This is a genomic window from Mesorhizobium sp. WSM4833, assembly GCF_055811095.1.
In genome coordinates, this window is the sequence record NZ_JBVVQG010000004.1 from 336,166 (window position 1) to 350,744 (window position 14,579).

Below are 14,579 nucleotides of genomic sequence, written 5' to 3' on the forward strand. Positions count from 1 at the left end.
CGGGGAGAACCGTTTCACACTTTTCCTGGAATTGCTCTAGCCGCGCGGCAGAATCCGCCGGATGACCGACTTGTCGGCGGGCGGCTTCGAGGCGCCGACCATATAGGCCGAAAGCACGGTTGCCGCGGCGGCCTCGGCATCGGCCGATGAGCGGGCATGGATCAGCGCCAGCGGCTCGCCGATCCCAACCTCCGCACCGACCGGCAATAGTCTGGTGATGCCGACCGCAGGGTCGATCTGGTCGTCCGGCCGCGTGCGTCCACCTCCCAGGCCGACCACGGCGAGCCCGATATCGCGGGTGGCGATGCCGGTGACGAAGCCATTTGCGGTCGCCTTGACGGCAAGTTCGATCGCCGCCGCAGGCAGATATTTTTCCGGTTTCTCGATGAAATCGGCGGGGCCGCCAAGCGCGGCCACCATGCGTGCGAAAGTGGCGGCGGCGCGGCCGCTGGCGAGCGTCTCGGTGGCGCGCCGCATGCCATCCTGGTTGGACGACACCAGCCCGGCCGACTGCAGCATTTCGGCGGCCAGCGCCAGCGTCACATCTTCAAGCCGACGGTCACGATACCGGCCGGTGAGGAAATCGACGGCGTTGCGCACCTCGACTGCGTTGCCGGCGGCCGACGCCAGCGGCTCGTTCATGCCGGTGATCAACGCCGAGGCCTTCAGTCCGGCGCCGTTGGCGATCTCAACCAGGCTGTTGGCGAGTGCGGTGGCGTCGCGCGATTTTTCCATGAAGGCGCCGTTGCCGACCTTGACGTCGAGCACCAGCGATTGCAGCCCGGCCGCCAGCTTCTTCGACAGGATCGAAGCGGTGATCAGCGGCACCGATTCGACCGTGCCGGAGACGTCGCGGATCGCATAGAGTCGTCGATCGGCGGGCGCGAGGTCGGCGGTCTGGCCGATGATGGCACAGCCTGTTTCGAGCACCGCCTTGCGAAACAGCGCGACATCGGGCTGGCTGATGTAGCCCGGGATGGCATCCATCTTGTCCAGCGTACCGCCGGTGTGGCCAAGGCCACGGCCTGAGATCATCGGCACATAGGCGCCGCAGGCGGCGACGATCGGCGCCAGCATCAGCGAGACATTGTCACCGACGCCGCCGGTCGAATGCTTGTCGGTGACCGGGCCTGGCAGGTCCGACCAGTCGAGCACATCGCCGGAATCGCGCATCGCCAGCGTCAGCGCCACGGCCTCGTCGCGGTTCATGCCGTTGAAGAACACCGCCATGGCGAAGGCGCCGGCCTGGCCGTCGGTAACGGCGCCTGACGTCACGCCCGCGACGAAGCCGGCGATCTCCTCCTCCGACAGCCTGAGGCCATCGCGCTTGCGGCGGATGATTTCCTGGGGAAGCATCAGATCTCCAGCAGTCCGTCGCGGAACACGCGCTGCAGGATCGTCGCCAGCCGCGCGCCGCCGACCGGCGCCATGTCCTTGGTCTCCTGGTGCGAAAGCTCGGCCCCGGTCATGCCGGCCGCCAGATTGGTGATGACCGAACAGGCGGCGACGCGCAGTCCGAGGAAGCGGGCGAGAATGACCTCCGGTACGGTCGACATGCCGACCGCATTGGCGCCCATGATGCGCGCCATGCGGATTTCGGCCGGCGTTTCGAAGCATGGGCCGGAGAACCACATATATACGCCCTTGTGCAGGGTGGTGCCGGTCGCTTTTGCCGCCCGCTCGATGGCCTGGCGGATGCCGGCATCATAGGCTTCGGTCAGGCCGACGAAACGCCGGTCGCTTGGTTCGCCGATCAGCGGATTGGTGCCCGAGAAATTGATGTGGTCCGATATCAGCATCACCGAGCCCGGCGGCATGTCCGGATCGACCGAGCCGGCGGCATTGGTGAGGATCAGTTTCGTGATGCCGATGCCGGCAAGCACTTCCAGCACCGGCCGCATCGCCGCGGCGTTGCCGTGCTCATAGTAATGGGCACGGCCCGACAGCAGCAGCACCGGCACGCCGGCAAACAGCCCTGCCACCACTTCGCCGGCGTGCCCGGTGACACCGCTTCTGGGAAAGCCGGGCAGGTCGGCATAGGAGATGCGGATCGGGTCCTCGATCTGGTCGACCAGACCGCCGAGGCCCGAGCCGAGCACCAGTGCCGTGGCCGGCGCCAGGCCGTCCAGCCTTTCGACGAGATGATCCAGGGCTTTTTCCGTCATCGTTGCCAGCTGTTCATTTGAGCCTGTTGCTCATTTCAAAATATCGCCGCGGAAGCCGTAAGGCAGCATGTCGCCCATGGTCACGGTTTCGGCCACACCCGCATTGTCGCAGAGATAGAGCTTTGTTTCCGGCCGGCAGAATTCGGCAAGCCGCTGGCGGCAGCCGCCGCAAGGCGAGCATTTGGCCATGCGTTCGGCAAGCACGGCGATTTCCACGATCTTGCCGCCGCCGCCCATGATGTAGTGGCCGAGCGCCGTGGTCTCGGCGCACCAGCCTTCCGGATAGGAGGCGACTTCGATGTTGGCGCCGGTAAAGACGCGACCGTCCTCGGTGCGCAGGGCAGCGCCGACCGGAAACTTAGAATAGGGCGCGTAGGCCTTGGCCATGGCGGCCTTGGCGGCCTCGAACAGATCATGCGACATTCAGCGTTTTCTCCGATGATCGTGTTCAAAACCCGGCGCAAAGCCGACCCGTCGCTCAACGTTCCTTGACATAAGGCACGCCGCCGGCGCGTGGCGGGATTGCCTTGCCGATGAAGCCGGCGAGAAGGATGACGGTGAGGATGTAGGGCAGCGCCTGCATGAACTGCGCCGGCACCTTGCCGATGATGGGCAGCGGGGATCCCTGCAGGCGGATCGACGCCGCGTCCAGGAAGCCAAACAGCAGGCAGGCGAACATGGCGTTGACCGGCTTCCACTTGGCGAAGATCAAGGCTGCCAGCGCGATATAGCCCTTGCCGGCAGTCATGTCCTTCACGAAGCCGCCATTTTGCACCATCGACAGGTAGGCGCCGGCAATGCCGGTGAGGATGCCGGTGCAGATCAGCGCCCGGTAGCGCAGCCAGGCGACCGAGATGCCGGCGGTGTCGACGGCGGCCGGGTTCTCGCCGACGGCGCGAAGGCGCAGGCCGAAGCGGGTGCGAAACAGCACCCACCAGGTGAACGGCACCATCAGGAAGGCAAGATAGACCAGGATCGAGTGGCCCGACAGGAGTTCGGCATAGATCGGTCCGATGATCGGCACGTCGCGGATGGCCTCGGCGCCCGGCAGGGTGATGGCCTCGAAGCGCTCGCCCGGTTGCAGCGCCGGCGTGCGCCCGCCCTGCTGGAACCAGGCCTGGCCGAGGATGATGGTTGAGCCGGCGGCGATGAAATTGATCGCCACGCCGGAGACGATCTGGTTGCCGCGATGAGTGATCGAGGCAAAGCCGTGGATCATGGCGAAGGCGACCGAGATCACGACCGCCATGCCGAGGCCGAGAAAGGCCGAATGGAACACGGAAGCTGCGGCCGCTCCGGCGAAGGCGCCGACAAGCATCTTGCCTTCGAGGCCGATGTCGAAGATGCCGGCGCGTTCCGAATAGAGCCCGGCGAGGCAAGCAAGCAGCAGCGGCACCGAGAGGCGGATGGTGGAGTCCAGTGTCTGGATGATCGCGTTGAACACATCCATCTCAGGCACCTTTCCCCTTGACCGCTTCCATGCCGACCGATCGCGGACTGAACGAGGCAAACAGCGCCTGGATGTAGGGCCGGAACATGTGCTCGAGGGCACCGGCAAACAGGATCACCAGGCCTTGAATGATGACGATCATGTCGCGGCTGATTGCCGGCATCTCGAAGGCGAGTTCGGCGCCGCCCTGGTAGAGCATGCCGAACAGGACCGCCGCCAATACGATGCCGACAGGGTGCAGGCGGCCCATCAGCGCCACGGCGATGCCGACGAAGCCGGCGCCGGAAACGAAGTCGATGGCGACATTGTGCTGATCGCCCATCACCGGATTGAGCGCCATCATGCCGGCCAGTGCGCCCGAGATCATCATGGCGGTGATGATGATGCGGGTCTCGGAAATGCCGGCATAGCGTGCCGCCTTCGGGCTGTGACCGTAGGTGCGCATCTCGTAGCCGAGCTTGGTGCGCCAGATCAGCAGCCAGACCAGGAAGGCCATGACCAGCGCCAGCAGGAAGGTGACGTTGAGCGGCGCCGAACGGATCTTGGCGCCGAACAGCTCGATGATCCAGTTGAGTTTGGGCAGTTCCGCGCCGGCGAGGAAGTTGCGCGTCTGCGGCGCTTGCGAGGCGGCTGGCTTCAACGGGCCGACCAGCAGGTAAACCATGATCGAGGCGGCGATGAAGTTGAACATGATGGTGGTGATGACGATGTGCGAGCCACGCTTGGCCTGCAGATAGGCCGGGATAAGCGCCCACAATGCGCCCACCGCCGCCGCCGCAATGATCGCCAGCGGGAAGGTCAGCCACCATGGCAGTGTACTGTCGAAGCTCAGGCAGACGATGGCGATGCCAAGGCCGGCGATGTAGGCCTGCCCCTCGGTGCCGATGTTGAACAGGCCGCAATGCGCGGCAACCGCCACCGAAAGCCCGGTGAAGATGAAGGTGGTGGCATAAAACAGGGTGAAGGCGATGCCTGTGCCTTTGCCGAAGGCGCCTTCGACCAGGATGACGGCGGCGCGCAACGGATTCTCGCCGACCAGAAGCACGACGAAGCCGGCGACGACGAAGGCGACGAACAGATTGATCAGCGGGATCAGGCCATAGTCGGCCCAGGCCGGCAGTTTGGCGTAAGGCGTGCTCAAAGTGCTGCCTCCTGGTGCTCGACGCCGGCCATCAGCAGGCCGAGCTCGCCTTCGGTGGCTTCCGGACCGCGCTCGCCGACGATGCGGCCGGCAAACATCACCAGGATACGGTCGGACAGCGAACGGATCTCGTCCAGCTCGACCGACACCACCAGCACCGCCTTGCCCTGATCGCGCATGGCGATCAGGCGCTTGTGGATGAACTCGATGGCGCCGACATCGACGCCGCGTGTCGGCTGGCCGACGATCAGCACGCCCGGGTCCTGTTCCATCTCCCGTGCCAGCACGATCTTCTGCTGGTTGCCGCCGGAGAAATTGGCGGTCTTCAGCCGGCAGTCGGCCGGGCGGATGTCGTATTTGGCGATCTTGTCCCTGGCATCGTTGCGGATGGCATCGATGTTGAGGAACGGCCCCTTCAAATAGCGGGGATCATCGTGATAGCCGAGGATCGAATTCTCGTTCTCCTCGAAGGCCAGCACCAGCCCGACGTGATGGCGGTCCTCCGGCACATGCGCCAGGCCACGGTCGCGCAACTCTCCGGGGTCGGCGGCACCGGTCAGGTCGATCGGCTTGCCATCCAGCATGACCGAGCCGGAAACGGCACGCCTGATGCCGGAAATCGCCTCGAGCAGTTCGGATTGTCCGTTGCCGGCGACACCGGCGATGCCGACGATCTCGCCGGCCCTGATATCGAAGGAGATGTCGTCGACCATGGTGACGCCGCGCGTATCCCTGACCGTCAGGTTCTTGACTGCGAGCTTGACGGCGCCAGCCTCTGCCTCGCCCTTCTCGACCCGCAAGAGCACGCGCCGGCCGACCATCAGCTCGGCCAGTTCCTCGACGGTCGTCTTCCTGGTCTCGCGCGTCGCCACCATCGTGCCCTGGCGCATGACCGACACCGTGTCGGTGATGGCCATGATCTCGCGCAGTTTGTGGGTGATCAGCACCACCGTCTTGCCCTGGTCCTTCAACTGCCGAAGGATGCGGAACAGATGGTCGGCCTCGGCCGGCGTCAAAACGCCCGTCGGTTCGTCGAGGATCAGGATCTCGGCGCCGCGATAGAGCGCCTTCAGGATCTCGACACGCTGCTGCAGGCCGACCGGCAGTTCCTCGATGATTGCATCGGGATCGACTTCCAGCCCGTATTCACGCTCCAGCCGCTCCAGTTCGGAGCGCGCCTTGGCGATGCTCTTCTTCAAGAGCGCATCGCTTTCGGCGCCGAGGATGACGTTCTCCAGCACCGTGAAATTGTCGACCAGCATGAAGTGCTGATGCACCATGCCGATGCCGAGCGCGATGGCGTCATTGGGGGTCTTGATCGAAGCCGGCTGGCCGCCAACGCGGATCTCGCCGCTGTCGGCCTGGTAGAAGCCGTAGAGGATCGACATCAGCGTCGACTTGCCAGCGCCGTTCTCGCCGACAATGCCGTGGATCGTGCCGCGACCGATCTCAAGATTGATGTCCCGGTTGGCGCGAACCGCACCAAAACTCTTGTTGATGCCGATCAACTCGATTGCGGCTTGCGCCATGCAGCCTGTCCCACTCTTATTTTTTTATCGCTTGGTCAAAACGCCTAGCATGACGCTCCGCCCGTGCCAATTGGCGGAGCAGGTTCACTCTCGACAAATCCCGGTGCGCTTGTCAATTTGCAACGTGGCCGGGGCCTTCACATTCGCTAGTATGACGGAGCCGAAATTCGCATTGCGGCGCAAGACATCGCGGTGAACGACATCGCGGTGAAGACTGGGGAATTCACATGACCATACCCGCCGACCGGCTGACGACGCTGGAAATCCGCGCCGCCGAGCAGGAGAAGACCATCGAGGAACTGTCCGGCCAGATCGCCGAGCAGTGGAAAGTGATCGAGCGCATGCAGCGCAAGCTCGACGCGCTGACGGATCGCTTCCTGGCGCTGGAGGAGCAGACGGGAGATGAAGTGCCTGTAACCAAGCCGCCGCACTGGTGAGGAAAAAGGAAGGGCGCACGCCATGGCCAGTGAAAGCGATCGCATTGCACGGGCCAGCGACTATGTGCGTGGCCTGATGAACGATGCGGAGCGCGAACGGGCCGAACGTGATCTGGAGATCGACCCGGCCTTCCGCGACGAGGTCGTGCGACTTGCCGAGCGCATGCACGTCTTCGACCGTGCCGAACCGGGGGATGGCGAAGAGCGCTGGAAGCAGATCACGCAGCGCATTGGCGACCTGCCGCAGATGCGTAGTTCTGGCCTGAGCGACGCCAGGCCGCCAACCGTGATCCGAAGCCTGTCGCAGCGGCCATACGGCGTCGGCGTCCACGCGCTGGGCGGCCGGCGTGGATTTGTGGTTGCCGCCGGACTGATGGTGGCGTTCGCGCTCGGTTGTCTCGTCGCGAAGCTGCTATAGGCGAGGCCGGCGAGACATCAGAGCCATCGTCTCGCCGTCCGAACTGCATATCTCAACGATGTTCCAGCCGAGGGCCGCGTAGAAACCACGCGCATCCCATGTGTAGAGATAGAGCATCTCGACGCCCCGTGACGCCGCATGGGCTTCCGTTGCCTTGACCAGCGCGGTGGCGATGCCTTGGCGTCGATACCTTGCATCGACAACCAACCCGGCCAGCCATGGCGTCAGATCATGCGCGGGCTCCAGTTCGTGGCGGACCAGCAGGCATGTCCCGACCGGGGTGTCGCCGATCCGGGCCACGAATGCCGCCTCGAAACCGTCACCGGCGATCAAGTCGCGAAGCCCTGCAGCATCTTCCCCGAGAGTCCTTCCGGTTCCCTCGAAAAAGGCAGACAGGCGCAGTTGCGCGACCGCTGCTACGTCGTGCTCGCCCATGGGTCCGATCGTCGGCTGCATCTGTATCTCGAAACGGTGTCCGGCACGGAGCGAAGGTTTCGCTCGATCCGGTAAAGGCAAAACCGCCGGGCTGGCGCCCGGCGGTTTGCAGATCATGGCTGTGTGTTCGTGCCGCTCAATAGGGGCAGGCGTTGTCAGTCGTATAGTCGTGTACTTCGACCTTGCCGGCAATGATGTCGGCCTTGGCTTTTTCGACGGCCGCCTTCATCTCGTCCGTCACCAGCGCCTTGTTGTTGTCGTCCATGGCGTAGTCGACGCCGCCTTCCTTGAGGCCGAGATTCTCGACGCCGCCCTTGAAGGTGCCGTTCTTGCCGTCCATGAAGGCGGTGTAGACGGCGACGTCGACGCGCTTCAGCATCGAGGTCAGTACCTTGCCGGGCTGCAGGCCGTTCTGGTTGGAATCGACGCCGATGCCGAGCTTGCCGGCATCTGCCGCCGCCTGCAGCACGCCGACGCCGGTGCCGCCTGCCGCGGCATAGACCACGTCGGAGCCCTGGTCGATCTGCGTCTTGGCGATCTCGCCGCCCTTGGCCGGATCGTTCCAGGCAGCCGGCGTGTCACCCGTCATGTTCTGGATGACATCGGTCGCGCCGGCCGATTTGGCACCGCCGACATAGCCGCATTCGAACTTGCGGATCAGCGGGATGTCCATGCCGCCGACGAAGGAGACCTTCTTCGACTTCGAGGCCATCGCCGCCATGATGCCGACGAGATAGGAGCCTTCGTTTTCCTTGAATACCAGCGAGCGGACATTGGGCATGTCGACGGCGTCGTCGATGATGGCGAAGTTGAGATCGGGATATTCGGCCGCGACCTTCTTCAGCGCATCCTCCCAGGCGAAGCCGGCCATGACGATCGGGTTGTGGCCGTCCTCGGCGAAGCGGCGCAGCGCCTGCTCACGCTGCGAGGCGTTGGAGACCTCGAATTCGACGTAGGCCGTGCCGGTTTCCGTCTTGAATTTCTCGGCGCCGTGATAGGCAGCCTCGTTGAAGGATTTATCGAATTTGCCGCCGAGATCATAGAGGATGGCCGGCTGGACATCCGCGGCGAAAGCCGGAAGAACCATTGCGGTTGCGGCCAGGAGGCCGAGAACGATACGTTTCATGTGATCCACACCCTGTCGGTTATTTTTTCCGTTACGCACCGCATGCCGGCCCGGTTCTCCGGCAGGCATGCGACGTCAGCCAGGAGTGTATTCCCTCCCGCTCGGCGGCAATCTGGCATGGCCCGAAACAAAATTCACGCGGAATTTTGACCTTTTGGAAAAGCTTGGTGCGGGCAAGCCGCACCGCAGCTTGTCCTTGCGCCAAGTGTCAGGCGGAGGCGGCGGCAGGGATGGCGCAAGCGACACCGGTGCCTTTGAGATTGCACGTGCCGTAAGGGTTCTTTGCCAGATATTGCTGGTGATCGGCTTCGGCGAAGTAGAATTCGGCCGCCGGGGCGATCTCGGTGGTGATCCTGCCGTGGCCGGCACCGCGCAGCGAGGTCTCATACGCATCGCGCGAGGCGCTCGCCGCCAACAATTGCGCCTCGTCGCTCGTGTAGATCGCGGAGCGATAGGCGGTGCCGACATCATTGCCCTGGCGCATGCCCTGCGTGGGATCGTGGCTTTCCCAGAACAGCTTCAGAAGCCCAGCATAGGAGACGATCCCGGGGTCATGGACCACCAGCACCGCTTCGGCATGACCGGTTAGCCCGGTGCAGGTCTCCTGATAGGTCGGATTGGGCGTGAAGCCGCCGGCATAGCCGGCCGCGGTGACCCAGACGCCTTCGATCTGCCAGAACAGCCGCTCCGCAGCCCAGAAGCAGCCGAGCCCGAACATGGCCGTCTCCAGCCCCTCGGGATAAGGACCCTTGAGCGGTCTTTTCAAGACCTTGTGCCTGGATGCGGTCGGGATCGCCCTGGCGCGGCCCGGCAGGGCCTCGGAGGGCTTCGGCAGATTGAGCTTCTTGTTCAGCATATCGCTGAGAAAGAACATGCGCGGGTTTCCCTCTCTTCGCGGAAAGCGGATCAGTTTGCGACGAACTGTCCGGCGCGACGTTGCCGCCTGTAGCCTATCGCATAGAGCAGGAAAGCCAGCACCGCGAACACGGCGAAGCCCGGCTGGTTCAGCACCCAGGCGATGGCGCCATCCCACAGCAGCGGGCTGGTCTTGGTTCGGATGAAGGTCTCGAAGGCGGCCCGCGTGTCGGGCGAGACCGCCAGCCAACTGCTGTTGAGCGGGGTCAGCACCAGCACGGAGGCCGCCACTGTGCGTGTCGCGTCGAGCACCGCCATGATGACGGAAATCGACAGCGCGATCATTGCGGCAAGACGAAAGACGAAGCGAAACATCAGAACCCTCCTCCGGGCTGGTCCTCTCCCGAGGGGCTTTTCAGAGATAGAATGCGCATGGCTGGATCGCAATCGCCAAACGCGAATTTGCAGACTCCAAACTCAGGTCAACGGAGGGCCGGACGACAGTCAGTCGGGTCGCTTTTCATTGACATGTGAGGGCAGCTATGCTAATAATTTCGGTATGGCGTTGACTTGCGCCGATGACCCGCCGGACAGGCGGGTTTTTGCGTTTGGTGGTCGCAAGCCGACGCGCCGGCGAAGTCTCCAAAGACCGTGTGAACCCGGATTTGTTGCCCGCGCGAATTATGCGGCCGGCTTCCTTTTGTGCCGGTGGATACGCCAGACAGCAAAAACGCCGCCGCCGATGGCGCCGATCACCAGACCGGCCAGGCCGGTGAACACGGCGAAATAGCCGCAGGCGCCCTCGAAACAGCTCATCTCGGTGGCATCGGCGATCACCGAGCCGATGGCGAATCCGCCCACGGCGCCGATGACCGCGCCCAGGACGATGCCGAGCAGCGCGGCGATGACCGAGACGAAGGCCGATGGGCTCTCGGTTTTCGGATTGACATAAACGGCATCGGCTTCGGATCCATGGCGCAGCAGATAGATGCAGAGCGCGCCGATGGCGATTTCGGCGCCGGTGATGACAAGCGCCTGGCCCGAGAAGACGAATCCCGGCACCGTAGGGGCATAGGCATGGATGACCAGCAGCCCGACGATTATGGCAATCTGCCAGATCGTGAACTGGCGCGGGAAGCGGGCCGAGCGGCCGAAGGCGAGGCCGAGCAGGTAAAGCCCCCATAGGATGGTGACGATGTCGACGACGAGCCCGCCATAGATAAGGTAAAGCACGCTGTCTGGCAGGCCGGTGGCGCCGACCGCGGGCCAGACGGAGATCAGGCCGTAGACCGACCACGCCATGACGAAGACAAGCCAGCCCACCGGCACGAAGGACAGCCCGCTGTCCGGCCGCCTGACTGGCGTCTGTCCATTGCTCGATGTCATGTCCGCACAATGCCCCCGCAAAGCCTCGGCACCCGACAGGCAACTCCGGGGGAAGTCAAGGGCGGCCGTCCCTGCGGTCCTGCCTGTGCACACCATTGCAGCGGCGGCGCCCGCAAAAACGGGCATGCCGGCGGCCTCGTGAAAGACTGTGTGGCCGGCAAAGCGAATAGACTGCCGTTATGGCTTGGCATTCGCCGTCGGATCGACTAGATGAGCCCCGCGCCTGTTGCTTCGACGGCTCAGGTGCAGGGGAAGGCGTTTGCTGGTTGGCGACGCCGATGGCGGAAGTTCCGTCTTGCCCCAAGGGAGGTGCATCTCCCCAACCCGCGCGGCAAAACCGGTCGACGCGACATGCATGGACGGAGAGGTGGCCGAGTGGTTGAAGGCGCACGCCTGGAAAGTGTGTTTACGGGAGACCGTAACGCGGGTTCGAATCCCGCTCTCTCCGCCATCCTGCTTCGCTCTACGAGCTTCGCAGGACAAGCCCGAGCCTTTGCGCGAAGCAGGGCGGTAAACATCCCGCTGCACTCTGGCCTTGAAACCTGCCAATCACAGGAGATGGCATGCCGAACGATGTAATCGTGCGCGACAGCAATGGCGCTCAATTGAATGACGGCGATTCCGTCACGCTGATCAAGGACCTCAAAGTCAAAGGCACTTCGGAAACGATCAAGCGCGGCACGTTGGTGAAGGCTATCCGCCTGAACGGCAATCCCGGCGAGATCGAATGCAGCACCAAGCAAGTGAAAGGCCTGGTGCTCAAGACCGAGTTCGTGAAGAAGGCGTGAGCCTCAGGGCGGCAAGCGATCTCGATGGCTCCTTCGGGATTTTGGAGAGCCTGCCGTCGCCAAGTGGAAGCGGAGCCGTTGAGCGTCCGGCACATGATCGTTGCGCTGCGAAATTGATAATTTCGCCGACCAGGCACAATCAAAAACCGCCAAGACCCAAGCTTGGAACCTCCGGCCTCATTGCGCGTTTCAGGGCGTCCCGGTCGCGGACCCGCCGGATATCTCTCCAAGCGCGCAAAAAAACCAGGAGCCCGCTTCATGCACGACAAGCCGTTTCATTCCCCGGTCGCACTCTCGGTCGGCCTTGGCTTCAAACGCGAGATTGCGTCGCTGGCCGAAATGCACGACTTCCTCACCAATTGGACGACCTCCCGCCGCGGCCCGCTCTACCGCAACGCGGTGGAAGCATGTGAACTCGCCATCCCAGGCTATGTGACCATCGAGCAGGCCCGCCACGCGCTCGTCCAGTTTGCGCAAGCTTCTTGTATCCTGTGGCCGGACCTCGAGCCGGTGGCGGGCGTGCACGCCGTTGCGCGTGGCTATGGCGGCTACGCCGCCTGAAGATCGATACCCTCCGTGGCGACTAAAGCCACACCACCATAGAAGGCCCGGCTGGCCCCAGCCGGGCTTTCCCGTTTCCGGCAGCTCGCAAGCAAATCGCAATCCTGTGGCTGGCCGCCTGCCTTGCGCGACAATCCCTGCGTGGAGTGTTGGGAAGAGCCCGCGCAAAAATCTTTATGAAATTCCTATTTCTTTCCACTGCGCCCCGTCTCGAACCTTTATGGCGATCGGGTCCATATTCCCTTCAGAAAACACATTCGGTTTCGTCGCCAAAGATGCGACGGGACACTTTCGAGATATTGCGAAATCTCCTGTCAAATTCGCAAAGTACAAAAGAACAAAAGGAATAACACAATGGATATATCCGTTATCGGGGTCGGAATTTTGTTCTTCACCCTTTGTTTCGCCTACATCAAAGCTTGCGACGCGCTCTAGAGCGAGGCTGAGAAAATGATCGTCGACTATATTCTCGGTGGCGGCGTGACGCTGTTCCTGCTCGCCTACCTGACCTACGCGCTCGTTCGTCCAGAACGCTTCTGAAGGCACGGAAAGCCACAGCCATGACACTGAACGGTTGGATACAGATCCTGGTCTATTGCGGGATCGTGATATTGCTGGTGAAGCCGCTCGGCGGCTACATGCACCGGGTCTTCAACGGCGACCGGACGCTGCTCTCGCCCGTCTTTGGCCCGCTCGAGCGCGGGCTGTACCGTGTTTGCGGAACCAGCGAACGCGAGGAACAGCACTGGACCACCTATGCGGTCGCCCTGCTGCTCTTCAACCTTGCCGGCTTCCTGGTGCTCTACGCCCTGCAGCGCCTGCAGGGCAGCCTGCCCTACAACCCGGCCGGCATGACAGCGGTCGAGCCTGGGCTCGCCTTCAACACGGCCGCCAGCTTCATGACCAACACCAACTGGCAGAACTATGGTGGCGAGAGCACGATGTCCTATCTCGTGCAGATGGCCGGGCTGACGGTGCAGAATTTCGTTTCGGCGGCCACCGGCATTGCCATCGCCATCGCGCTGATCCGCGGCTTTGCCCGGGCTTCGGGCAAGTCGATCGGCAATTTCTGGGTCGATATGACCCGCTCCACACTCTATCTGCTGCTGCCGTTCTGCATCGTGCTGACGCTGGCCTATGTCTGGCTCGGCATGCCGCAGACGCTGGGCGCCTATGTCAACGCCACGACGCTCGAAGGCGCGCAGCAGACCATCGCCGTCGGCCCGGTCGCTTCGCAGGTGGCCATCAAGATGCTCGGCACCAATGGCGGCGGCTTCTTCAACGCCAATGCCGCGCACCCGTTCGAGAACCCCGACGCGATCTCCAACCTGATCCAGATGGTGTCGATCTTCGCCATCGGCGCCGCCTTGACCAATGTCTTCGGCCGCATGATCGGCAACCAGCGCCAGGGCTGGGCGATCCTCTCGGCCATGGGCGTCATGTTCATCGCCGGTGTCGCCATCTGCTACTGGGCGGAAGCCGCCGGCAACCCGCTGGTGCATGCGCTGGGCATCGACGGCGGCAACATGGAGGGCAAGGAGACACGTTTCGGCATCGCCTTGTCGGCGCTGTTTGCCGTCATCACCACGGCCGCTTCCTGCGGCGCCGTCAACGCCATGCACGGCTCGTTCACGGCGCTCGGCGGCATGATCCCGATCATCAACATGCAGCTTGGCGAAGTCATCGTCGGCGGTGTGGGCGCGGGCCTCTACGGCATCCTGATGTACATCGTCGTCGCCGTCTTCGTCGCAGGCCTGATGGTCGGTCGCACGCCCGAATATCTCGGCAAGAAGATCGAGGCCAAGGAGGTCAAGATGGCGATGCTGGCCATATTGTGCCTGCCGCTGGCGATGCTGATCTTCACGGCCATCGCCGTCGTGCTGCCGACCGGCGTGGCGTCGATGGGCAATGCCGGCCCGCACGGCTTCTCCGAGGTCCTCTATGCCTACACGTCGGCGGCGGCCAACAACGGTTCGGCCTTTGGCGGCCTCAGCGGCAACACGCCCTGGTACAACATCACCATCGGCATCGGCATGCTGATGGGCCGCTTCCTGGTCATCATCCCGGCACTGGCCATTGCCGGCTCGCTGGTGGCGAAGAAAACGGTTCCGGCCTCCGCCGGCACCTTCCCGACCGATGGCCCGCTGTTCGTCGGGCTGCTGGTCGGCGTCATCCTGATCGTCGGTGGCCTCACCTTCTTTCCCGCGCTCGCCGTCGGGCCGATCATCGAGCACCTGGCGATGGCTCACGGGCAGACCTTCTGAGGCCGCCATGTCGTGGTTCAATGC

General features: G+C 63.5%; 17 protein-coding genes and 1 tRNA gene. 7 read left to right on the plus strand and 11 right to left on the minus strand.

What is annotated here, in order from left to right:
• Positions 1 to 36 precede the first annotated feature (36 nt).
• The 6 genes from deoA to AC0L2D_RS10045 are packed head-to-tail and all read right to left on the minus strand — an operon-like array spanning position 37 to position 6,285.
• Entirely contained in the window at positions 37 to 1,356 is a 1,320-nt protein-coding gene (gene deoA / locus AC0L2D_RS10020; protein ID WP_275954499.1) for a thymidine phosphorylase, read from the minus strand.
• Positions 1,356 to 2,165, minus strand: coding sequence for a purine-nucleoside phosphorylase (locus AC0L2D_RS10025; protein WP_024502795.1), 810 nt, complete (start codon positions 2,163 to 2,165; stop codon positions 1,356 to 1,358). The genes deoA and AC0L2D_RS10025 overlap by 1 nt, the downstream gene beginning before the upstream one ends.
• A 30-nt stretch (positions 2,166 to 2,195) precedes the next feature.
• Entirely contained in the window at positions 2,196 to 2,588 is a 393-nt protein-coding gene (cdd, locus tag AC0L2D_RS10030) for a cytidine deaminase (protein ID WP_013529630.1), read from the minus strand.
• A 55-nt stretch (positions 2,589 to 2,643) separates the two neighbouring features.
• A complete protein-coding gene (locus AC0L2D_RS10035; RefSeq protein ID WP_013529631.1) occupies positions 2,644 to 3,615 on the minus strand; it encodes an ABC transporter permease in 972 nt (323 codons plus the stop codon).
• Between the two features lies 1 nt (position 3,616).
• Complete coding sequence (locus tag AC0L2D_RS10040) at positions 3,617 to 4,756, minus strand: ABC transporter permease (RefSeq protein ID WP_024502793.1); 1,140 nt, start codon at positions 4,754 to 4,756, stop codon at positions 3,617 to 3,619.
• Complete coding sequence (locus AC0L2D_RS10045; protein WP_473540938.1) at positions 4,753 to 6,285, minus strand: ABC transporter ATP-binding protein; 1,533 nt, start codon at positions 6,283 to 6,285, stop codon at positions 4,753 to 4,755. The genes AC0L2D_RS10040 and AC0L2D_RS10045 overlap by 4 nt, the downstream gene beginning before the upstream one ends.
• A gap of 227 nt (positions 6,286 to 6,512) precedes the next feature.
• Here AC0L2D_RS10045 and AC0L2D_RS10050 point away from each other — a divergent pair, with 227 nt between their 5' ends.
• Together AC0L2D_RS10050 and AC0L2D_RS10055 are read left to right on the plus strand one after the other, a co-directional pair.
• A complete protein-coding gene (locus AC0L2D_RS10050; RefSeq protein WP_013529634.1) occupies positions 6,513 to 6,722 on the plus strand; it encodes a SlyX family protein in 210 nt (69 codons plus the stop codon).
• Between the two features lie 22 nt (positions 6,723 to 6,744).
• Positions 6,745 to 7,140, plus strand: a complete 396-nt coding sequence (locus tag AC0L2D_RS10055; RefSeq protein ID WP_127368211.1) for a hypothetical protein — start codon at positions 6,745 to 6,747, stop codon at positions 7,138 to 7,140.
• On the opposite strand, the gene AC0L2D_RS10060 is transcribed toward AC0L2D_RS10055, so the two are convergent.
• The 5 genes from AC0L2D_RS10060 to AC0L2D_RS10080 form a co-directional block, all read right to left on the minus strand.
• Positions 7,135 to 7,596, minus strand: coding sequence for a GNAT family N-acetyltransferase (locus tag AC0L2D_RS10060; protein WP_013529636.1), 462 nt, complete (start codon positions 7,594 to 7,596; stop codon positions 7,135 to 7,137). The two genes, AC0L2D_RS10055 and AC0L2D_RS10060, sit on opposite strands and share 6 nt — an antisense overlap.
• A 115-nt stretch (positions 7,597 to 7,711) precedes the next feature.
• Positions 7,712 to 8,701, minus strand: a complete 990-nt coding sequence (locus tag AC0L2D_RS10065) for a BMP family lipoprotein (protein WP_024502791.1) — start codon at positions 8,699 to 8,701, stop codon at positions 7,712 to 7,714.
• 208 nt (positions 8,702 to 8,909) lie between these two features.
• A complete protein-coding gene (msrA, locus tag AC0L2D_RS10070; protein ID WP_013529638.1) occupies positions 8,910 to 9,575 on the minus strand; it encodes a peptide-methionine (S)-S-oxide reductase MsrA in 666 nt (221 codons plus the stop codon).
• A 32-nt stretch (positions 9,576 to 9,607) separates the two neighbouring features.
• Positions 9,608 to 9,931, minus strand: coding sequence for a hypothetical protein (locus AC0L2D_RS10075; protein WP_024502789.1), 324 nt, complete (start codon positions 9,929 to 9,931; stop codon positions 9,608 to 9,610).
• Positions 9,932 to 10,237: 306 nt separating this feature from the next.
• Complete coding sequence (locus AC0L2D_RS10080) at positions 10,238 to 10,942, minus strand: hypothetical protein (RefSeq protein ID WP_473540940.1); 705 nt, start codon at positions 10,940 to 10,942, stop codon at positions 10,238 to 10,240.
• Between the two features lie 361 nt (positions 10,943 to 11,303).
• Here AC0L2D_RS10080 and AC0L2D_RS10085 point away from each other — a divergent pair.
• The 5 genes from AC0L2D_RS10085 (at position 11,304) to kdpA (ending at position 14,555) form a co-directional block, all read left to right on the plus strand.
• Positions 11,304 to 11,393, plus strand: a tRNA-Ser gene (locus tag AC0L2D_RS10085).
• A 112-nt stretch (positions 11,394 to 11,505) separates the two neighbouring features.
• A complete protein-coding gene (locus AC0L2D_RS10090; RefSeq protein ID WP_127368209.1) occupies positions 11,506 to 11,730 on the plus strand; it encodes an alkylphosphonate utilization protein in 225 nt (74 codons plus the stop codon).
• 258 nt (positions 11,731 to 11,988) lie between these two features.
• On the plus strand, positions 11,989 to 12,291 hold the full coding sequence (locus tag AC0L2D_RS10095; RefSeq protein WP_473540941.1) for a DUF982 domain-containing protein: 303 nt from the start codon (positions 11,989 to 11,991) through the stop codon (positions 12,289 to 12,291).
• Between the two features lie 450 nt (positions 12,292 to 12,741).
• Complete coding sequence (locus tag AC0L2D_RS10100) at positions 12,742 to 12,831, plus strand: K(+)-transporting ATPase subunit F (RefSeq protein ID WP_032808122.1); 90 nt, start codon at positions 12,742 to 12,744, stop codon at positions 12,829 to 12,831.
• Positions 12,832 to 12,851: 20 nt separating this feature from the next.
• Positions 12,852 to 14,555, plus strand: a complete 1,704-nt coding sequence (gene kdpA / locus AC0L2D_RS10105; RefSeq protein ID WP_027161360.1) for a potassium-transporting ATPase subunit KdpA — start codon at positions 12,852 to 12,854, stop codon at positions 14,553 to 14,555.
• Positions 14,556 to 14,579: the final 24 nt, after the last annotated feature.